14 protein-coding genes are annotated in these 21,234 nt (G+C 68.8%); 8 read left to right on the plus strand and 6 right to left on the minus strand.

Going from position 1 to position 21,234, the window contains the following annotated elements; translation table 11 throughout:
- The first annotated feature begins 26 nt into the window (after positions 1 to 26).
- Positions 27 to 1,181: a trans-acting enoyl reductase family protein gene (locus LOZ83_RS05005; RefSeq protein WP_236788988.1), complete on the plus strand. Its 1,155-nt coding sequence runs from the start codon at positions 27 to 29 to the stop codon at positions 1,179 to 1,181.
- Between the two features lie 23 nt (positions 1,182 to 1,204).
- On the opposite strand, the gene LOZ83_RS05010 is transcribed toward LOZ83_RS05005, so the two are convergent.
- Positions 1,205 to 1,696 carry a metallophosphoesterase family protein gene (locus LOZ83_RS05010; protein ID WP_236788989.1) on the minus strand — a complete coding sequence of 164 codons (492 nt, stop codon included), beginning with the start codon at positions 1,694 to 1,696 and terminating at the stop codon, positions 1,205 to 1,207.
- A 98-nt stretch (positions 1,697 to 1,794) separates the two neighbouring features.
- Between LOZ83_RS05010 and LOZ83_RS05015 the strand changes: the two genes are divergently transcribed.
- On the plus strand, positions 1,795 to 3,576 hold the full coding sequence (locus LOZ83_RS05015) for a VanW family protein (protein WP_236788990.1): 1,782 nt from the start codon (positions 1,795 to 1,797) through the stop codon (positions 3,574 to 3,576).
- Here the strand turns inward: LOZ83_RS05015 and LOZ83_RS05020 are convergent.
- Positions 3,563 to 4,276: a TetR/AcrR family transcriptional regulator gene (locus LOZ83_RS05020; protein ID WP_236788991.1), complete on the minus strand. Its 714-nt coding sequence runs from the start codon at positions 4,274 to 4,276 to the stop codon at positions 3,563 to 3,565. The two genes, LOZ83_RS05015 and LOZ83_RS05020, sit on opposite strands and share 14 nt — an antisense overlap.
- Positions 4,277 to 4,410: 134 nt before the next feature.
- Between LOZ83_RS05020 and LOZ83_RS05025 the strand changes: the two genes are divergently transcribed.
- Complete coding sequence (locus tag LOZ83_RS05025) at positions 4,411 to 4,608, plus strand: DUF5302 domain-containing protein (protein ID WP_236788992.1); 198 nt, start codon at positions 4,411 to 4,413, stop codon at positions 4,606 to 4,608.
- Positions 4,609 to 5,531: 923 nt separating this feature from the next.
- Here the strand turns inward: LOZ83_RS05025 and LOZ83_RS05030 are convergent.
- The 3 genes from LOZ83_RS05030 to LOZ83_RS05040 all read right to left on the minus strand — a co-directional run bounded on the left by LOZ83_RS05030 (position 5,532) and on the right by LOZ83_RS05040 (position 7,849).
- Complete coding sequence (locus LOZ83_RS05030) at positions 5,532 to 6,605, minus strand: Glu/Leu/Phe/Val dehydrogenase (RefSeq protein ID WP_236788993.1); 1,074 nt, start codon at positions 6,603 to 6,605, stop codon at positions 5,532 to 5,534.
- Between the two features lie 118 nt (positions 6,606 to 6,723).
- On the minus strand, positions 6,724 to 7,449 hold the full coding sequence (locus tag LOZ83_RS05035; RefSeq protein WP_236788994.1) for a tryptophan 2,3-dioxygenase: 726 nt from the start codon (positions 7,447 to 7,449) through the stop codon (positions 6,724 to 6,726).
- A 4-nt stretch (positions 7,450 to 7,453) separates the two neighbouring features.
- Positions 7,454 to 7,849 (minus strand): RidA family protein, encoded by a 396-nt coding sequence (locus tag LOZ83_RS05040; protein WP_236788995.1) that lies wholly within the window; start codon positions 7,847 to 7,849, stop codon positions 7,454 to 7,456.
- A gap of 212 nt (positions 7,850 to 8,061) precedes the next feature.
- Here LOZ83_RS05040 and LOZ83_RS05045 point away from each other — a divergent pair, with 212 nt between their 5' ends.
- Together LOZ83_RS05045 and LOZ83_RS05050 are read left to right on the plus strand one after the other, a co-directional pair.
- Entirely contained in the window at positions 8,062 to 9,996 is a 1,935-nt protein-coding gene (locus LOZ83_RS05045) for a protease pro-enzyme activation domain-containing protein (protein ID WP_236788996.1), read from the plus strand.
- 134 nt (positions 9,997 to 10,130) lie between these two features.
- A complete protein-coding gene (locus tag LOZ83_RS05050) occupies positions 10,131 to 10,952 on the plus strand; it encodes a GNAT family N-acetyltransferase (RefSeq protein ID WP_236788997.1) in 822 nt (273 codons plus the stop codon).
- Here LOZ83_RS05050 and LOZ83_RS05055 read toward each other — a convergent pair.
- Complete coding sequence (locus LOZ83_RS05055) at positions 10,949 to 13,732, minus strand: FAD-binding and (Fe-S)-binding domain-containing protein (protein WP_236788998.1); 2,784 nt, start codon at positions 13,730 to 13,732, stop codon at positions 10,949 to 10,951. The genes LOZ83_RS05050 and LOZ83_RS05055 overlap by 4 nt on opposite strands.
- Before the next feature lie 82 nt (positions 13,733 to 13,814).
- On the opposite strand from LOZ83_RS05055, the gene LOZ83_RS05060 reads away from it, so the two are divergent.
- The 3 genes from LOZ83_RS05060 (at position 13,815) to LOZ83_RS05070 (ending at position 21,154) form a co-directional block, all read left to right on the plus strand.
- Positions 13,815 to 14,600: a 2-keto-4-pentenoate hydratase gene (locus LOZ83_RS05060; RefSeq protein WP_236788999.1), complete on the plus strand. Its 786-nt coding sequence runs from the start codon at positions 13,815 to 13,817 to the stop codon at positions 14,598 to 14,600.
- Between the two features lie 577 nt (positions 14,601 to 15,177).
- Entirely contained in the window at positions 15,178 to 19,707 is a 4,530-nt protein-coding gene (gltB, locus tag LOZ83_RS05065; RefSeq protein WP_236789000.1) for a glutamate synthase large subunit, read from the plus strand.
- Complete coding sequence (locus tag LOZ83_RS05070; RefSeq protein ID WP_236789001.1) at positions 19,700 to 21,154, plus strand: glutamate synthase subunit beta; 1,455 nt, start codon at positions 19,700 to 19,702, stop codon at positions 21,152 to 21,154. Before gltB ends, LOZ83_RS05070 begins: the two co-directional genes overlap by 8 nt.
- Positions 21,155 to 21,234 lie beyond the last annotated feature (80 nt).

Consider the following 21,234-nt stretch of genomic DNA (forward strand, 5'->3'; position numbering starts at 1 on the left):
CACACGGCCGGCGTTACAGTTCCCCCATGACGGGCTACGACCTGGTCCTGTTCGGCGCGACGGGGTTCACCGGCGCGCTCACCGCCGAGTACCTGGCGCGGCAGCTGCCCGCACATGGGAGCTGGGCGCTCGCCGGGCGTGACCGCGCCAAGCTCGAAGCCGTGCGCGACCGGCTCGGCCCGGCGCACTCGGCGCTCCCACTGCTGCACGCCGACGTCACGGATGCCGCGTCACTGCGGGAAATCGCGACCTCCGCCAAGGTCGTGATCAACGCCGTCGGTCCATATCTCACGTACGGCGAGCCGCTCGTCGCCGCCTGCGCCGAGGCGGGTACCGACTACGTGGACCTCACCGGCGAACCAGAGTTCTTCGACCGGATGTACGTGCGGCATCACGAAACCGCGCGGCGGACGGGGGCGCGCCTCGTGCACGCCTGCGGGTTCGACTCGATTCCTCATGACCTGGGCGTTTTCTACACGGTCAAGCAGCTGCCCGAAGGCGTGCCGTTGCGGATCTCCGGTCAGGTGCGCGTGTCCGCGACGGTTTCCGGCGGCACGTTCGCGACGGCGCTGACGTCGTTCTCGCGACTGGTGCCGTTGGTGCGGGCCGCACGCGACCGCGCCCGCCTGGAGCCGCGGAGCGAGCGGAAGGTTCGCGCGGAACTCGGTGTCCCGCACCGGGATGCGGGGCGCTGGCAGATGCCGCTGCTCACGATCGACCCGCAGATCGTCGCGCTGTCGGGGCGGCTCATCGACTGCTACGGGCCGGACTTCCGCTACCGCCACTACGCGTCGTTCGAGACCCTGCCCTCTGCCATCGGAGCGGCCGCGGGCGTCGGTGCGCTAGCAGTGCTCGCGCAGCTGCCGCCGCTACGCAAAGCGCTGTCGGGCCTGCGGAAACCGGGCGACGGCCCGGACGAGGACCGCCGCGCGCAGTCGTGGTTCAAGGTGCGGTTCGTCGGCGAAGGCGGCGGGAAACGCGTGGTCACGGAGGTCGCGGGCGGCGACCCGGGCTACGACGAGGCGGCGAAGATGCTCGCGGAATCCGCGCTGTGCCTGGCTTTCGACGACCTCGCGCCGGCCGCGGGCCAGCTCAGCCCGGCCGCGGCGATGGGTGACGCGCTGCTGGCGCGGCTGGTGGACGCGGGCCTGATGTTCCGCGTGGTACCGCAGGCACGATGAACCGCCGACCCGTCGCGAACCCGTCAAACACCGTGGAGACGCACGTCGGTGAGTTTCCCGTGGGAGATCCGCGCGGTCAGGTAAGTGCATTCGGGCTGGCGGCGGCGATCGGTCGGTGAGCCGGGGTTGAGCAGGCGCAACCCGTTGTCCGCCACGGTGTCCCACGGGATGTGGCTGTGGCCGAACACCAGCACGTCGGTGTCCGGGAACGCGGCCGCGCACCGCTGCTCGCGGCCTTTCGCCGCGCCGGTCTCGTGCACGACCGCCAGCCTGACGCCGTCCAGCTCCGCGCGGGCGATCTCGGGCAGGCGCGCCCGCAGGTCCGGGCCGTCGTTGTTGCCGTACACGCCGAGCAACCGGGCACTGCGCTCTTCGAGCTCGTCGAGCAGGGTTGCCTCGACCCAGTCACCCGCGTGGATCACGAGATCGGCCTCGTCGACCGCGCGCCAGACTTGTTCGGGCAATGCGCGCGCCCGCTTGGGTACGTGCGTGTCCGCGAGGATCACGAGTCGCATGTCTCAGCTGTACACACCCGCCGTCCACCGCGCCACCGGCCGGTCGTAACCTTTCTCCCTGTTGTCCGGATTTCCGCCTGGCCCAGGGAAGGTGCCCCTTGCCGCAGGAACCCGTGTGGCCCACGGCCGATGCCGAAAAGACCGACTTCTTCGAGCCGCCCACCCAGGTCATCCCGAAGGTCCAGCCGCCGAAAAAGCCGCGCACGGCACTGCGCCGCGCCGGCTTCATCGCGGGCTCGGTGCTGGGCGTGCTCGTCGCGCTGTACGCGGTGGACCTGCTGGTGAGCCAGGGCAACGTGCCGCGCGGGGTGACCGTCGCGGGCGTGGACGTCGGCGGGCTCAAGCGCGCGGACGCCGAGCAGCGCCTCCGCGAGCAGATCCAGCCGCGGCTGGTCAAGCCGGTGACCGTGCATGCCGGTGACGTCAGCGCGACCATCGAACCCGCGCGCGCCGGGCTGAGCCTCGATTGGGCGTCCACTTTGGACCAGGCGGGCGCGCAGCCCGCGAACCCGTTCACCCGGCTCACCTCGTTCTTCACCACCCGCGAGGTCGGTGTGGTGACGACCGCCGACAAGCCACAGTTGGTCAACACGCTGGAAAACCTGCGCCCGCAGATCGATCGCGAACCCGCCGAGGGTTCGATCCGGTTCCAGGGCGTGACCCCGGTTCCCGTCGAACCCAAGCAGGGGCAGCGTCTTCGGGTCGACGACGCGGCGATCGCGGTGCTGGCGAACTGGGCCTCGGGGCAGATCGTGACGCTGCCGGTGGAGCAGACCCCGGTGAACGTGTCGGCGCAGGCGGTGCAGACCGCGCTCACCCAGCTGGCGCGGCCCGCGGTTTCGGGCCCGCTGGTGATCCGCGGCGACGGCGCGAACGCGACCGTGGCCCCGGCGGCGATCGCCGCTGCGCTGCGGTTCGAGCCCGCCGAGGGCGGCACGCTCGCGATGAAGGTGGACAACGCGAAAATCGTCGAGGCGGCCGGGCCGCAGCTGAAGTCCACGGAGAAGCAGGGCAAGGATGCGCAGATCGTGTTCTCCGGCGGCCACCCGTCGGTGGAACCCTCGGTGGACGGCCATGGCGTGGACTGGAACCCGACCCTCGAACCGCTGCCCGAACTGCTCAAGCGGACCGGTCAACGCGAGCTGCCGGCGAAGTACGTCGACACGCCCGCGAAGGTCACCACGGACCAGGCGAACCAGCTGGGCGTCAAGGAAGTGATCGGCGAGTTCAGCACCGGCGGGTTCGCCGCGGACTCGGGCGTCAACATCCGCACGGTCGCGCAGAAGGTCAACGGCGCGATCGTCAAACCCGGGGAAACGTTCAGCCTCAACGGTTTCACCGGCCCGCGGGGCGCCGCGCAGGGATACGTCGAGGCCGGCGTGATCGAGAACGGCGCGCCCGCGCGTGAGGTCGGCGGCGGCATCTCGCAGTTCGCGACCACGCTCTACAACGCGTCATACTTCGGCGGGATGAAGGACGCCGGACACCGCGAGCACAGCTACTACATCAGCCGCTATCCCGCCGCGCGCGAGGCGACGGTGTTCCAGAATCCCGATGGCTCCAGCGTGATCGACCTGAAGTTCACCAACGACTCGCCGACCGGGGTGGCGATCCAGGCGATCTGGACCCCGTCGTCGATCACGGTAAAACTGTGGGGTACCAAGCGATACAACGTCGAGTCGGTGCCGGGCGAGCGGGTCAACCCGGTCGATCCGCAGCCCAAACCGGGCCCGCCGGTGAACTGTCACGCGTCGAACGGCGCGCCCGGGTTCACCACCTCGGACACGCGCGTGCTGCGGGATGTGAACACCGGTCAGGTCATCCGCTCGGACAAGCGCACGGTGCACTACAACCCGCAGCCGAAGATCACTTGCGGATGATGTCCAGCCTGGCGGCGACACCGTCCAGGCAGCGCTCGATCGAATAGTCGAAGGTGTCCGCGAAGTAGCTCTCCCGGCGCGCCGGGTCCGAGGCGACGGCGTGGATGGACGCGCTGAGCGCCGCGAGTCCCGGCATCGTCTGGTCGTCGCGGTGGCTGCTCCACAGGGCAAGATTGCGGGCGCGGACGTCGGCGTGGCGCACTTGTTCGTCCTCGACCGAGATGAACTGGCAGATAACGTTGGACAGGAACACGTAGACGTCGGGACTCTCTGCGCCGAAGCCGGCTTCCTGCAGGATGCGTACCCCGCGGTCGATCGAGGGTGCGGCGGCCCACACGGTCAGGCCGTACACGGAGATCCGGCGCGCGACACCCGGGTAGCGGGTCAGGACCGCGCGCAGGTCCGTGGCGAGGCGGCGGAACCACTCGCGCCACGGGAGGTCCTCCGGTGGCAGCTCGAACATGCCGATAACCTGGTTCACGACGGCGCTCACCACCGCCTCGCGGTCGCCGACGTGGTGGTATACAACGGCGGGGTAGGCCTGCACCTCCGCGGCGAGCTGGCGCAGTGTCCAGCTGTCGAGGTCGTGGCGGGCGGTGAGCTCCAGCGCCGCGGCCACGATCCCGTCCGGTGTGACGGCGGGCAGTCCTGCCGCATCACGCGAACGAGGTCGGCCGGGTACCGCAGCAGAGTTCGCCATGGCGCTAACCCTAGCTGGCGCCCGTGCCGTTACTGGCAGGCTGCCAGTTTCTGTCGCCGAGCCGGAAACGGAGTTGGCCAAGGGGTGCGGGGCGTGACAGGCTGATGGGGTTCGTCCGTAGCCAGGAGGGTGTCATGTCCGAGTCCACGCCTTCTTCCACGCCTCCGTCCGAGACCCCTGAGGACGACCAGAAGCGCAAGTTCCGGGAGGCGCTGGAACGTAAGCAGGCGCACGCCCGGGCCGGTGACCAGCACGGCAACGGCGGTGGCCGGAACCAGCACGCCCAGGGCCCCGCCGCTTCGAAGCGCCAATTCCGCCGCAAGTCCGGCTGACCCTAGTGTCGGACTCGCGGTCCTGACTGTCGGACTCGCCGTTCTGAACGTCGGACTCGCGACCGCCTGGGCTGGGGACCGCGAGACCGACGTTCACGACGGCGAGTCCGACACTCAGCGCAGCCACCCTTGAACCTCCCCTTTGGCAGCAAACGCGACCAGCAACGCCCATTCGGGCGAACCTCGGCGCGCAGCCAGCCAACTCACCCGCGCAGCGGGCAAACACGCCCGCACGACAAGCAAACACGCCCGCGCAGCCAGCAAACACGCCCGCGCCACGAGCAAACTCAGGCGCGCAGCCAGCCAACTCACCGACATAGCGGGCAAACACGCCGACGCAGCCAGCAAACACGCCCCGGCACCCGAGCCCGGCACCTGGCACGACGGGAGACGGGAGACGGGAGACGGGAGACGGGAGACGGGAGACGGGAAGGGTACGGAACCACCGAACCCAGCCCATCCACACCTCCCCCAACCCCGATAGAAAGCCGCCCTAGCGGTTGGCACGTCGTGTCAAGGGTGACCGCGCCAGCGGTCATCGCGAAGCGACGCCGAAGGCGCCCTTGATACGACGTGCCAACCGTTAGACACTCGGCCATCGGGGTGGGCCCGGCGACAACCCCGGCGCGAAGCGCCGGAACCCCTCGCGCGGAGCGCGAGGGAAAAGAGAAAAAGATGTCCTCGCCGGACGGGCAGGCTCCAGGATGACTGACCCCAAGGGATCTCACCTTGAGTGGGTGGTTGAGTTGGGTGGTCATCCCGTCGCCTGCGGTTTTCGAATATCACTTTGAGGACCAGCCGCAAGCTTTGTGTTCTCGGGTGCCAGTTCCGGCGCAGGTTGCGGCTGCTCCCCAAAGTGATCGTTCCTGTTCAGGCGACGGGATGACCACCCAACTCGGCCCTTGGCCTTACGGCGCCCAGGCCTACGTCGTCAGAATCGACCGCAGCCGGCCTACCTGCGACATTCGCCGCTCTGCCAAGCGGTCCGCCGCAGTCGCCGGTGGTACGCCTTCTGCTTCCGCGAGCGCGAAAACGTCCAGTGTGGTGTTGAAAATCGCGGTGGCCTTGCGCTTTGCGCGGGCGAAATCGAAACCGTGTAGCTCGTCGCTGACCTGGATGACCCCGCCGGCGTTCACAAGGTAATCAGGCGCGTAAAGGATTCCGCGGTCTTCCAGCTGCTTTTCGACATCCGGTGTCGCCAGTTGATTGTTCGCCGCACCGCACACGATTTCGGCCCGCAGTACCGGCACCGTCCGGTCGTTCAGCGCGCCGCCCAGCGCGCAGGGGGCGAACACGTCCAGCGGCGAAGCGGCCAGGGCATCGGCGTCCGGTGCGACTTCGACTTCCGGGTGCGCCGCCCGTACCCGCTCGATCGCCGCCGGGGACACGTCGCTGATCACGACCTGCGCCCCCGCCTCGACGAGGTGGTCGACGAGGATGTGCCCGACCTTCCCGACCCCGGCGACGCCGACCCGCCGCCCGTTCAGGTCCGTGGTGCCCCAGCGGTGCGACGCGGACGCGCGCAGGCCTTGGAACACGCCGAAAGCCGTGAGCACCGAGGAGTCACCGGCCCCGCCGTCATCGGGCGAGCGGCCCGTCACGAACCGGGATTCGCGCGCCACCACATCCATGTCCTGGACATACGTGCCCACATCGCAAGCCGTGATGTACCGCCCGCCGAGCGACTGCACGAAACGTCCGTACGCCCGCAGCAGCGCCTCCGTCTTGACGGTCGCGGGGTCACCGATGATCACGGCCTTGCCGCCGCCGAGGTCGAGCCCGGCGAGCGCGTTCTTGTAGGCCATCCCCTTGGACAGCGCCAGCACATCGGCGAGCGCCTCGTCTTCGGACGCGTACGGGTAGAACCGGGTACCGCCGAGCGCCGGGCCCAGCGCGGTGGAGTAGATCGCGATGATCGCCTTCAGGCCGGACGCCCGATCCTGGCAGAACACGACCTGTTCATGACCGCTTTCACGGCCGAAAATCCCATCGGTCACGGTTGGTGACTCCTCGTCGATGACGGCCGGCGGCTCGTGGCACCGGCCTGTTCGGTTGTGGTGAGCGGAAAGGTCATTTCCACCCACCAGCAACTTAACGCCCCCGGCGGCGCCGCGCCTAGAGATCACGCCGGATAGCCCACAACTCGGGAAAGACCGGCCGGAAAAGGGTCCCGCGCAGGTATTCCGCGCCGGACGAGCCGCCGGTGCCCGACTTGTCACCGATCGTGCGCTCCACCATTTTCACGTGCCGGTAACGCCACTCCTGCATACCTTCGTCAAGATCCACGAGGTGCTCGGCGACCAGCGCCGGGCCGTCGTCATCGGCATAGACCCGCGCGAGGTCGCCGTCGTAACCCTGGGTCTTCAGGTACGCCTGGAACGACTCCCACAGCGACGGCCGCGCCATCGCCTCGACGATCCGCCGCCGTCCCGGGCTGTCCGCCGGGTAGTGCTCGAACGCCCGCTCGTCGCGCCGGCCGAGCACCGCCTCCAGCTCCCGGAACTGCGCCGACTGGAACCCGCTGGACGCGTCGAGCCGGGCCCGGAAGCTCGTGAACTGGCTCGGCGTCATGGTTTCCAGCACGTCGATCTGCGCGACCACCACCTTCAGCACGGTCAGGATCCGCCGCAGGGTCCGGATCGCGCGGGCGGTGTCGCCGGCCTCGAGCCGCTGCTGCAGGTACGCGAGCTCGTGCAGCAACTGCTTGAACCACAGCTCGTACACCTGGTGGATGACGATGAACAGCATCTCGTCGTGCTCGTCGGAGCGCGGCCGCTGCGCGCCGAGGATCTCGTCGAGCGCGAGGTAGGACGTGTACGTCATTGAGGCGTCTTGTGCCATGCCGTCAGGCTAAGGCGGCGGTGACGTCCAGCTCGACAAGCTGGCCCGGGAAACCCAAGCAGGTCACCCCCAGCAGGGTGCTCGCCGTGCTGAAGGCGGGTCCGAGCGCGGACTCCGTGAGCCGCCGCCAGACCGCCGACAGGTCCGGGCGATCGGCGCTCGCGACGTAGATCGTCGTACGTACGACGTCCTCCCGCGTGGCGCCCCCATCCGCAAGGGCCAGCAGGGTGTTCGCGACGATCTGGTCCGTCTGGTCGAGCAGGCCCGGCGGGACGGAACCGTCGGGCGCGAGCGGGCACTGGCCGGCGAGGAACACGAGCCGCCGGGCTTCGACGGTGGTGACGTGGTGGTATCCGGGCGTCGCGTGCAGGCCGGGCGGGTTGCGGCGTTCAATGGTCACCGGCCCACCATGTCAGGCGCCCACCATCGTCCACAATGGACATAACTGTGAGCCGTCGGGTCTATTTTTTCACTTTTGGGTGAAATGCCCCTTTACCTACGAAGTATGGGAATCGGACTTCGGCTCGTCGGGCGACTTTTTTCTTCCCCTGAAGGGTTTTCGCATCTAATCTCTCCGCAGTTCCGCTTTCACGTCAAGAGGGGAAGTCCTCAGTGCGAAGAACCCTTACCCTTTTCGTCTCGCTCGCCCTCGTGGGTGGTGCGGCGGCCGCGATTCCCGCGACCGCGTCCGCACAAGGACGTGCGGTGATCCCGCTGTCCCACCCGCTCTGGGCCACTCCGCAGGCCAAGGTCGCCGACACCACGCCGTCGGCCAAGCTGAACTTCCGCGTGTACCTGGCGATGCGTGACCAGGCGGGCGCGGAATCCGCGGCGCAGGCTGTCAGCGATCCGTCGAGCCAGACGTATCGCCAGTACCTGGACCCGAACCAGGTCCGCGACCGGTTCGCCGCCGGCGACACCACGGTGAAGTCGGTGCGCGACTGGCTTGCCGGCAGCGGTTTCGCGATCGGCGACGTGCCTTCGAACAAGGCGTACGTCGAGGCGACCGGTACCGCTGACCAGGTGGAGAAGGCGTTCTCGGTCGACCTCGCCAAGTACAAGGTCGAGGGCCAGGTTCTGCGGGCCGCCGACAAGGAGCTGTCGGTGCCCGCGGCGCTGGCGAGCGACGTGCTCGGCGTCGTCGGCGTCGACCAGGCCACGCAGCTGCTCAAGCCCGACCACACCGACGGCACCCCGAGCGACGTGCCGCCCGCGGCCGGCTTCCGCAACGCGCCGCCGTGCAGCAGCTACTACGGCCAGAAGACCGACACCACCGACCCGGCCTACAACGGCAAGAACCTGCCGTACGCGCCGTGTGGTTACACCCCGGCGCAGCTGCGTTCGGCGTACGGCATCGACCAGGCGCACGCGGACGGCAAGGGCACCACAGTGGCCATTGTGGACGCTTTCGCCTCGCCGACGCTGTACGCGGACGCGTCCCAGTACGCCAAGCGCAACGACCCGGGAAACCCGCTCACCAAGGCGCAGTTCTCGGAGAAGATCTTCCCGACCAACCCGGAGCTGGAGCCGCCGGACCAGTGTGACGCCGCCGGCTGGTACGGCGAGCAGACGCTGGACGTCGAGGCCGTGCACGCCATGGCCCCGGGCGCGAAGATCCTCTACGTGGGCAGTTCCGACTGCCAGGACTCGTCCCTGGACCAGGCCCTGAACTGGATCGTCGCCGGGCACAACGCCGACATCATCAGCAACTCCTACGGTGACGCGGGCGAGGACATCCCCGCCTCCGAGGTCCGCGTGTGGAACCAGATCGCGATCCAGGCCGCGCTCGAGGGCATCGGCGTCTACTTCTCCTCCGGTGACAGCGGTGACGAGGCAGCCCGTCTCGGCACCCCGTCCGCCGACTTCCCGGCGTCGGGCTCGTGGGTGACCGCGGTCGGCGGCACCAGCCTCGCGGTCGGCAAGGACGGCAAGAAGCTGTTCGAAACCGGCTGGGAGACCGGCAAGAGCACCCTCACCAACGGTGCGTACGTGCCCGGCGCGCCCGGGGCGTACACCTCCGGTTCCGGTGGCGGCACCAGTGTCCTGTTCGACCAGCCCTTCTACCAGAAGGGAATCGTGCCGGACGCACTGTCCACTCAGAACCAGCACGGGAACCACAAGGGCCGCGTCGTGCCCGACATCTCGGCGGTCGGTGACCCCAACACCGGCTTCCTCGTCGGCCAGACCCAGACCTTCCCGGACGGCGTGTACTACGACCAGTACCGCCTGGGTGGGACGAGCCTGTCGTCGCCGCTGCTCGCGGGGATCATGGCGGTGTCGGACAGCCTGACGCACTTCCACCACGGGTTCGTGAACCCGCTGGCGTACCAGGCCGCCTCGCACACGCCGGCGATCAGCGACGTCAAGCACGTGGACGCCGCGGTGCAGCGGGTCGACTACGCCAACTCGGTCGACGCCACGAACGGGCTGATCACCTCGGCCCGGACGTTCGACTGGCCGAACCTGGCGATCCACACCACGGGTGGCTACGACAACGTCACCGGCCTCGGCTCGCCGAACGGCCTGGCGTTCCTCCTGTTGCCGTAACACGGTTCGGAGAAAGGGCCGGCTTCTGCCAAGGGAAGCCGGCCCTTTCGTATGCGCGACCGGGTACGTCTGATGGTCCGGACGGGCAAGATCGCCGGGCCCGCAATGTGCTGCCGCGTATGAATGAATTGGTGATGAACTTTTCGCCACTCTCGGCTGATCGTGCTGAAACCGATGCCGTCGTCGATCAGGCGGCCGCGGCGGACGGGCACACGCGCGCCGCGCTCAGGCTGGAACTCCGGCGTATCGGCGACGCCACGGTCATCGCGGCGCGCGGCGGTGTCGACAAGTTTCCCAGCCGGGTCTACCGGCTCGGCTACGAGCGGCCGGTCACCGGGGACGCCGTGGCTGGTATCTGCGAATGGCTCGAAGAGACCGCCATCCCCCGTGCCGTCTTCACGATCGACCCGCTCGCGCTGCCCGATGACTGGGCCGAGATCTGTACCAAGCTGAACATCTCCGCGGGACCGCGGATGATCAAGCTGGCGACCACGCCGGGCGTCGTGCTCACCCACGCCGGCCAGGTCGAGCTCGACCCGTCGCTGCGGGTGGCACTGGTCGGCCGGAACCGTGCCCGCGAGTGGGCGACGGCCACCGAACTCGCCACGGAAACCACGCCCGCCGCCATCCTCGCCCTCCGAGCGGCCTCGATCGGCAGGCCTGGGTGGCGTGCGGTGGCGGCCTTCGACGGCGACCGGATCGTCGCCACCGGGAAGCTGCATGTCCACGGGGACACCGGTTACCTGATGAGCGACACCACGATTCCCGGATACCGCAACCGAGGTGCGCAGACCGCGCTGCTCGTCGAGCGGGCCCGGCTGGCCACCGAAACCGGCTGCCGCTGGCTCGTCGTCGATACGGACGGCCCGGGGACCGCCCTGAACAACTTGCTGCGACTCGGGTTCGAGCAGCTGTACGAGCGCCCGCAGTGGCTATGGCAGGCCGCCGGTTCCTAAGGCGTCTCGTCCTTGGTGGGCGGGCGGAGTGCGGCGCGGACCAGCTCCGCGAGGTGGACGGCGGTCCGCTCGGACTCCTGGGCGATCTGGGTGCGGCAGCTGAAACCGTTGGAGATGACAACGGTTTCTGCCGCGGCGTCGCGGATCGCGGGCAGCATCCGGTCCTCGGCCACCGCGACGGACACGTCGTAGTGCCCGCGCTCGAAGCCGAAGTTGCCGGCCAGCCCACAGCAGCCGGAGTCCATTGTGGAGTTCCGGATACCGGCCCGCGCCATGAGCTTCTCGTCGGCGCCGAAACCGAGTTCGGCGTGCTGGTGGCAGTGCACCTGGGTGATGGCGTCGATGTCCAGGTCCCGCAAGGGAAGTTCGGCGTCGGCGAGCAGTTCGGCGAACGTGCGGGTGCGCCGGGCGAGCAGAGCCGCTGTCTCGTCGCCGGGCATGAGGTGCCCGAGGTCGCCACGGAACAGCGCGGTGCAGCTGGGCTCAAGACCGACCACTTCGTACCCGGCGTCGAGGTAGGGCTTGAGGACTGAAAGCGTTTTCCGCAACACTCGCTTCGCCATGCCCAGCTGTCCGGTGGAGACCCAGGTCAGTCCACAACAGACATTCTGTTCCGGCACGACCACCTGGTAGCCCGCGGCTTCCAGCACCTCGGTCGCCGCGTGCAGCACCTGCGGCGTGAGATAGTTGTTGAACGAGTCCGGCCACAGCACGACGGGTTTGCCGCCGTCGCGCCGCTTGCGCGAACGCGTGTACGGCTTGTCGGCGAACGTCGGCAACTGCCGTTCCGCCGCGATACCGCCGAGTCGTTTGACGAGCGCGGCGACGCGCGGCCGGCGCAGCACGGCGTTGGCGAACTTCGGTGCCAGCGCGGAGAAGCGCAACCACAGCGGGAGCCAGCCCATCGAGTAGTGCGACAACGGCCGGATCCGGCCCTGGTAATGGTGGTGCTGAAACTCGGCCTTGTAGGTCGCCATATCGACATCGACCGGACAGTCGGAGAGACATCCCTTGCAGGACAAGCAAAGGTCGAGTGCGTCGCGTACCTCTTCGGACCGCCAGCCGTCGGTGATCAGCTCGCCGTTGATCATCTCGGCGAGCAGGTGCGCGCGCCCGCGGGTCGAGTGCTTCTCCTCGCGGGTGGCGCGGTAGCTCGGGCACATCACGCCGCCACCGCCGGTGTTGCGGCATTTGCCGACGCCGACGCACCGGCGCATCGCCTCGCCGAAACTGCCGTGGTCGTGCGGATATCCCAGCACCACCGGGACATTCGCCGCGCGCACGCGGATGTCCGCGTCCACCGGCCGCGGTTTCACCAGCACGCCGGGGTTCATCCGGTTGTCCGGGTCGAAGATTCCCTTGAACCGCTCGAACAACGCCATCATCTCGGCGCTGTACATCCGCGGCAGCAACTCCGACCGCGCCTGCCCGTCGCCGTGCTCGCCGGACAGTGACCCGCCGTGCGCGGCGACCAGGTCGGCCGCGTCCTCCAGGAACGACCGGAAGTCCGCGACCCCCGGCTTCGTCAGCAGGTCGAAGTCGATCCGCATGTGCAGGCAGCCCTCGCCGAAATGGCCGTACACCACGGTTTTCCGGCCGTGCCGGGCCAGCAGCTGCTTGAACTCGCGCAGGTACGAGCCGAGCCGGTCCGGCGGCACCGCCGCGTCCTCCCAGCCCGGCCATCCCTCGGAACCGTCGGACATCCGGGTCGCGAGACCGGCGCCTTCCTCGCGAATACGCCACAATCGGCGCTGTGCCACGGGATCTGTCACCACCACATGCGGGCGCCGCAGTTCGCGGGCCAGCTCCTCGGCCCGCTGCCGCGCGTCTTCCCCGGCCAGCTCGACCAGCAGCCAGGCCTGCCCGTCCGGGAGGTCCGAACCGGTCACGCCGGGCAGTGCGATGTCGATCCCTTCCACGGTAAGGGGATTCCTGGTCAGGATGGCAGGCACGGCATCGGCCGCTTCCACATCGGTGCCGAAGCCGAACACGGCCAGCGCGCGGTGCCGGGGCAGGTCGACCAGCTGTACCGTCGCGTCGAGGACGGTCACGCAGGTGCCCTCGCTGCCTACGAGGGCGCGGGCGACGTTGAACCCGTTCTCCGGCAACAGATGTTCGAGCCCGTAACCGGAGACGCGGCGGCCCCACCCGGATAACTCGTTGCGCAGCAAGGCAAGATTTCCGTCCACGAGATCGCGCAGCTCGCGGAACACCCGGCCTTCGGTGCCCGGCAGCGCGGCACGACTGTCCACTTCGGACCGCGAGGTCGCGCCGACGGTCAACCGTGTGCCGTCGTAGAGCAGGACGTCCATGCTCTCCAGGTTGTCCGCCGTGCGGCCCCACGCCACGGAATGCGAGCCGCACGCGTTGTTGCCGATCATGCCGCCGATCGTGCAGCGCGAATGCGTGGACGGGTCGGGCCCGAACCGCAGGCCGTGCGGCGCGGCGACGGCCTGCAGGTCGTCGAGCACCGTGCCGGGTGCGACCCGGGCCAGGTGGCCGTCCAGCTCGTGTACCCCGCTGAAGTAGCGAGAGGTGTCCAGCACCAGGCCGGGGCCGCACGAGTTGCCCGCGATGCTGGTGCCGCCGCCGCGCGCGATGACGGGCGCCCCGGCCTCGCGGCAGGCGGCGACGGTCGCGACCACGTCGTCGGCCGTTCTCGGCCGGACCACGCCGAGCGGCGCGTGCCGGTAGTTGGAGGCGTCGGTGGTGTAAAGCGCGAGGGTGCCGGCGTCGAAGGCCGCGTCCTGGCCGGTCAGAAGCTCACGGATGTCACGCACTCCCCTATTGAAACACCCCGTCGTGCCGCCCACCGGAACGATGCTCTTGCTCACATGTCCATCCCCGGCTTAGCTGGGGACCATGGAGAACTCATCGGTCCGTGATGCCGCCGCGCGCCTGCTTCTCGCGCATGAGAAGGGCGAGCCGACGGCGCCGGTGATCGAGTCGTTCCCCGAGGCGACGATCGCCGACGCCTACCAGATCCAGCAGGAGCAGGTGCGCACCTGGGTCGGGCAGGGCGACGCGATCAAGGGGCACAAGGTCGGGCTCGCCTCGAAGGCCATGCAGCAGCAGATGGGTGTCGACCAGCCGGACTACGGGCACCTGCTGGCGAGCATGTTCCACCTCGAGCACCAGCCGATCAGCGCGGCGTCGTTCGTGCAGCCGCGCGTCGAGCCGGAGATCGCGTTCGTCCTCGGGAAGCGGCTGAGCGGCCCCGGTGTGACGGTCGCGGACGCGATCCGCGCGGTGGACTTCGTGGTGCCGTCGCTGGAGATCGTGGCTTCGCGGATCACGGACTGGAAGATCTCGATCGTCGACACGATCGCGGACAACGCCTCCTCGGGCGGGGTGGTGCTGGGCAGCAAGCCCACCGCACTGTCCGATGTGGACCTTCGGCTGGTGGGCTGCACGCTGCAGATCGGCAGCGAGATCGTGGCCACCGGTGCCGGCGCGGCCGTGCTCGGCTCGCCGATCAACGCCCTCGTCTGGCTGGCGAACACGGTCGGCCCGCTGGGCGTGGACCTGGAGCCCGGCCACGTGATCCTGCCCGGCTCGATGACCCGGGCCTTCCCCGTGCAGGCGGGCGACACCGTGTTCGCGGACATGGGCGCGCTGGGCACGGTCACCGCGGTCTTCACGGACTGAACCGGACGTAGAAACCGCGCGGGAACTGGGGACTCGCGGTGCTCGCGAGGTGGTCTCGACCGTGGCTTGAGTAACACTACGGTTACCGCCTCGCGCGGCACACTCGTGGAGTGAATCGATCACGGGGGACCTGTTCGAACGCCATCTGACCTGGTCAGACCTGGTGCGACGGGCACCTAGCGCAAGAACCCCCGCAGTCAATGATCGCGTGGCATTTCCCACGCGGGGCGATCGACGTGTGTCGATAACAGCCAATTCACACTACTGTCATAAGACCCGGCGAACCCGGGGGGACGACCACGCCGTGGAAACGGGCCCACCACCGGGTTCCTCGGCTGTACCCAAGACCGACGCACAACGACCTGCATACCGACGACCCCAGCGGCCACCCAACGACGTGTGGCCGGGCGATGACTTCTGCGCTGACGCGTACCCACGTGCCGTTTCGCTCGCAGTCACTGCCCGTTTTTCTTTCTCGACTGACCATCGCGGCCCGGGACCATGCCGTTAGCCAGGTCTGCCAGACCTGCCCGATCGGGTGAACCCGTGCCGCCGACGCCCAAGGAGGCGGCCAGCCGTGACCCGCCACAGTTCGACCAGGCCCGAGGGCCTGTATGACGCGCACTACGAGCACGACGCCTGCGGCGTTGCCTTCGTGGCCGATCTCGCAGGCCGCAGAGATCACGAGATCGTGCGGCAAGCCCTTGTCGCACTGCGCAATCTCGAACATCGTGGCGCCCGGGGAGCCGAACCGGACACCGGCGACGGAGCCGGCATCCTGATCCAGGTCCCCGACGCTTTCTACCGCGACGTGGTGGACTTCACGCTGCCCGAACCGGGCGGATACGCGGTGGGGACGGCATTTCTGCCGACAGACGACCTCCAGCGCGGCCGCGCGATGAGCGCGATCGAAAGCATCGCCGCGGAAGAGGGTATGTCCGTTTTGGGCTGGCGTGAGCTGCCCGTCGACGCCGAGCACGTGGGGCCGAGCGCGAAGCGCGTCATGCCGCATTTCACCCAGATCTTCCTGGCGTCCCGCGAAGACGGCCTGACCGGGCTGGAACTCGAGCGCCTCGCGTTCTGCGTGCGCAAGCGCGCCGAGCACGCGCTGGAGCCGGAAGGCGTCTACTTCCCGAGCCTGTCCTCGCGCACGATCGTCTACAAAGGAATGCTGACCGAGGGTCAGGTATCCGAGTTCTTCCGGGACCTGACCGACGAGCGCGTCGTGAGCGCGATCGGGCTGGTGCACTCCCGGTTCTCCACCAACACGTTCCCGTCCTGGCCGCTGGCGCACCCGTACCGGTACGTGGCGCACAACGGCGAGATCAACACCTTGCGCGGCAACCGGAACTGGATGGACGCGCGCGAGTCGATGCTGTCCACCGACCTGATTCCCGGTGCCCTCAAGCGCATCTACCCGATCATCACCCGCGGCGCGAGCGACTCGGCGACGTTCGACGAAGTCCTCGAACTGCTGCACCTCGGCGGCCGCAGCCTGCCGCATTCGGTGCTGATGATGATCCCCGAGGCATGGGAGAACCACGAGGAGATGGACCCGGCCCGCCGGGCCTTCTACGAGTTCCACTCCGCGCTGATGGAACCGTGGGACGGGCCCGCGCTGGTGTCGTTCACCGACGGCACCCAGATCGGCGCGGTGCTCGACCGCAACGGCCTGCGCCCGGCGCGGTACTGGGTCACCGAGGACGGGCTGGTCGTGCTCGCCAGCGAGGTCGGCGTGCTCGAACTGGACCCGGCGAGCATCGTGCGCAAGGGACGGCTCGAGCCCGGCCGGATGTTCCTCGTCGACACCGCCGAAGGGCGGATCATCGACGACGAGGAGATCAAGGGTGAGCTGGCCGCCGAGCTGCCCTACGCCGAATGGGTCGACAAGGGCCTGGTACGGCTGGAAGAACTGCCCGAGCGGGAACGCGAGGTACCGACGCACGCGTCACTCGTGCGGCGGCAGCAGTCCTTCGGCTACACCGACGAGGAGCTGGACACGCTGCTGGAGCCGATGGCCTCGGGCGGTGCGGAGCCGATCGGTTCGATGGGCAACGATTCCCCGCTCGCCCCGCTGTCGAGCAAACCGCGGCAGATCTTCGACTACTTCACCCAGCTGTTCGCGCAGGTGACGAACCCGCCACTGGACGCGATCCGCGAGGAGCTGGTGACCTCGCTCGGCACGCAGCTGGGCGCCGAGCCGAACCTGCTGGCGGCCGGGCCGGCGCACTGCCGCAAGATCGTGCTGCCGTTTCCGGTGCTGGACAACGACGAGCTGGCCAAGCTCGTGCACATCAACGACGACGGCGACCTGCCCGAGTTCCAGGCCGTGACAGTGCTCGGCCGGTACGAAGTGGACGGTGGCGGGGCGGCGCTCATCGCGCGGCTCAACGAGATCTGTGCCGAAGTGTCCGAGGCGATCGCGGACGGTGCGCGGCTGATCGTGCTTTCCGACCGCGGGGTCGACGAGCGGCACGCGGCGATCCCGTCGCTGTTGCTCACCGGCGCGGTGCACCATCATCTGATCCGGGAGAAGACGCGCACCCAGGTCGGCCTGGTCGTGGAGTCCGGGGATGCTCGCGAGGTGCACCACATCGCGCTGCTCATCGGGTACGGCGTGGCCGCGGTCAACCCGTACCTCGCGATGGCGACCGTCGAGGAACTGGCGCATCAGGGCAGGATCCCCGGTGTCACGCCGCAGCAGGCGACCCGGAACCTGATCAAGGCGCTGGGCAAGGGTGTGCGCAAGACGATGTCCAAGATGGGAGTGTCCACTGTGGCCTCCTACACCGGCGCCCAGATCTTCGAGGCGATCGGACTCGGCGAGGAGGTCATCGACACCTGTTTCGCGGGCACGACTTCGCGGCTGGGCGGGGTCGGTTTCGAGACGCTCGCGCTCGAGGTGTCCGAGCGGCACAAGCGCGCGTTCCCGCGGGACGGCATGCACGCCTCGCACCGCGAGCTGGAGACCGGCGCCGACTACCAGTGGCGCCGCGAGGGTGAAGCGCACCTGTTCAACCCGCGCACGGTGTTCAAGCTGCAGCACTCGACGCGGTCGGGGAAGTACGAGATCTTCAAGGAGTACACGCAGGCGGTCAACGACCAGGCCGAAAAGCTGATGACGTTGCGCGGCCTGTTCGACTTCAAGACGGACGAGCGCCAACCGGTGCCGATTGAAGAGGTCGAGCCGGTCTCGGAAATCGTCAAGCGGTTCGCGACCGGCGCGATCTCCTACGGCTCGATCTCGATGGAGATGCACCAGACCCTGGCCATCGCGATGAACCGGCTGGGCGGCAAGTCCAACACCGGTGAGGGCGGCGAGGATCCCGAGCGGCTGTACGACCCGGAGCGCCGCAGTGCGGTCAAGCAGGTCGCAAGTGGACGGTTCGGAGTGACGAGTGAGTACCTCGTCAACGCCGACGACATCCAGATCAAGATGGCGCAGGGCGCGAAGCCCGGCGAGGGCGGGCAGTTGCCCGGCGCGAAGGTGTACCCGTGGATCGCGCGCACCCGGTATTCGACGCCGGGCGTCGGGCTGATCTCCCCGCCGCCGCACCACGACATCTATTCGATCGAAGACCTGGCGCAGCTGATCCACGATCTGAAGAACGCCAACCCGGCGGCGCGAATCCACGTGAAGCTCGTGTCCGAGGTCGGCGTGGGCACGGTGGCTGCCGGAGTCTCGAAGGCACACGCCGATGTCGTGCTCATCTCCGGGCACGACGGCGGCACCGGTGCTTCGCCGCTGTCGTCGATCAAGCACGCCGGCGGGCCATGGGAGCTGGGCCTGGCCGAGACGCAGCAAACGTTGTTGGCCAACAGGTTGCGCGACCGGATCGTGGTGCAGACCGACGGGCAGCTCAAGACCGGGCGGGACGTGATGATCGCGGCGCTGCTCGGCGCCGAGGAGTTCGGCTTCGCCACCGCGCCGCTCGTCGTCTCGGGCTGCATCATGATGCGGGTCTGTCATCTCGACACGTGCCCGGTCGGGGTCGCGACGCAGAACCCGAAGCTGCGCGAGAAGTTCAGCGGCAAGGCCGAATACGTGGTGAACTTCTTCGAGTTCATCGCGCAGGAGGTCCGGGAGTACTTGGCAGAACTGGGTTTCCGGTCGATCGAGGAGGCCGTCGGACACGCCGAGCTGCTCGACAAGCGACGCGCGATCGAGCACTGGAAGGCAGCCGGGCTTAACCTCGCGCCGATCTTCCACGTGCCCGAGCTGGCGCCGCGTGCCGCCCGGCACCGCGTGGTCGGGCAGGACCACGGGCTGGAGAAGGCGCTCGACAACACGCTGATCCAGCTGGCCGAGGGCGCGCTTTCGGCCGGGGACCGGGTGAAACTCGATCTGCCCGTGCGCAACGTGAACCGGACCGTGGGCACCATGCTCGGTTCGGAGCTGACGAAACGGTGGGGCGGCGAGGGCCTGCCCGACGACACGATCGACGTGACGTTCACGGGCACCGCGGGCCAGTCGTTCGGCGCGTTCCTGCCGCGCGGCATCACGTTGCGGCTCATCGGTGACGGAAACGACTACGTGGCAAAGGGTCTGTCCGGTGGGCGGATCATCATCCGGCCGCCGCGCGAGTCGCAGTTCACCGCGGAGGAGCACATCATCGCGGGCAACGTGATCGGCTACGGCGCGACCGCCGGCGAGATCTTCTTGCGGGGCAAGGTCGGCGAGCGGTTCTGCGTGCGCAACTCGGGTGCGCTGGCGGTCGTCGAGGGCGTCGGCGACCACGGCTGCGAATACATGACCGGCGGCCGGGTGGTCGTACTCGGGCCGGTCGGGCGCAACTTCGCGGCCGGGATGTCCGGCGGCATCGCGTATGTGCTGGATCTGCCCGCGCTGCGGGTCAACCGCGAGATGGTGGACCTGGATCCGCTGGACGACGAGGACACCGAGTTCCTGCGGGACGCGGTCGAACGGCACTACGCCGAAACGGATTCGGCGGTGGCGCACGCGCTGCTGGCCGACTGGGACGTCGCGGTGGAGCGGTTCGGCAAGGTCATGCCCAAGGACTACAAGCGAGTACTGCACGCGCAGGCCGCGGCCGAACGCGACGGCCGCGACGTGAACGAGGCGATCATGGAGGCCGCACATGGCTGACCCCAAAGGGTTTCTGACCACACGGCGGGAGACCCCCAAGAGCCGGCCGGTCGACATCCGGATCATGGACTGGCGCGAGGTCTACGAGGACTTCGCTTCGTCGAAGCTGGAAAAGCAGGCCGGGCGCTGTATGGACTGCGGTATCCCGTTCTGTCACGAGGGTTGTCCGCTGGGGAACCTGATCCCCGAGTGGAACACGCTGGTGTGGCGGGAAGACTGGCAGGACGCGAGCGAGCGGCTGCACGCGACCAACAACTTCCCGGAGTTCACCGGCACGCTGTGCCCGGCTCCGTGTGAGACCGCGTGCGTGCTCGGGATCAACGACGATCCCGTCACCATCAAGCGGGTCGAAATCTCCATTGTGGACCGTGCGTGGGAGGAAGGCTGGGTCACGCCGCAGCCGCCGAAGACCCGCACCGGCAAGAAGGTCGCGGTGGTCGGCTCCGGACCGTCCGGGCTCGCCGCCGCGCAGCAGCTGACCCGCGCCGGGCACGACGTGGTCGTGTTCGAGCGGGCGGACGCGATCGGCGGCCTGCTGCGCTACGGCATCCCGGCGTTCAAGATGGAGAAGTGGCGGTTGGACCGCCGGCTCGACCAGATGCGCGCGGAGGGCACGGAGTTCCGCGCGGGCGTCAACGTCGGTGTGGATATCACGGCCGACGAGCTGCGTGCGCGGTACGACGCGGTCGTGCTGGCGGGCGGTGCGACGGCGTGGCGCGACCTGCCGATCACCGGGCGCGAGATTCCCGGTGTGTACCAGGCGATGGAGTTCCTGCCACCGGCGAACCGGGTCGCGGCCGGGCTGCTCGAGTCGACGCCGATTTCGGCCGAGGGCAAGGATGTCGTCGTGATCGGCGGCGGCGACACCGGCGCGGACTGTGTCGGCACCGCGCACCGGCAGGGCGCCGCTTCGGTGACCCAGCTGGAGATCATGCCGCGGCCGCCGGAATCGCGTTCGGGCGCGCACCCGTGGCCGACGTACCCGATGATCTTCCGCGTGTCCTCGGCGCACGAAGAGGGCGGTGAGCGGCTGTACGCGGTGAACACGCAGGAGTTCCTCGCCGATTCGGAGGGGAATCTGCGCGCGCTGCGGCTGGTCGAGGTGCGCAACGAGGGCGGGAAGTTCGTGCCCGTCGACGGCACCGAGCGGGAACTGCCGGCGCAACTGGTGCTGCTCGCGATGGGTTTCGTCGGCCCGCAGCGCGAGGGCCTGCTCGACTCGCTGGGTGTCGAGCTGGACGCACGGGGGAATGTGGCGCGGGACAAGGCTTTCCGCACCAGCCTGGACAACGTGTTCGTGGCCGGTGACATGGGCCGCGGCCAGTCGCTGATCGTCTGGGCGATCGCGGAAGGCCGCTCCGCGGCAGCGGCGGTCGACCGTTTCCTCGTCCCGACCCGGGACCTGCTCCCCGCCCCGATCGCCCCGACCGACCGCCCGATCGCTTAGCCCGTCGCCGTGTTCGCCCCTCCCGCGGGCGTGTTCGCCGCGCCCGTCGGTGACTTTGCCGCGCCGGGCGCCAACTCATC

Origin of the sequence: Amycolatopsis sp. GM8 (assembly GCF_021653975.1) — a bacterium.
Classification (GTDB): Bacteria; Actinomycetota; Actinomycetes; order Mycobacteriales; family Pseudonocardiaceae; genus Amycolatopsis_E.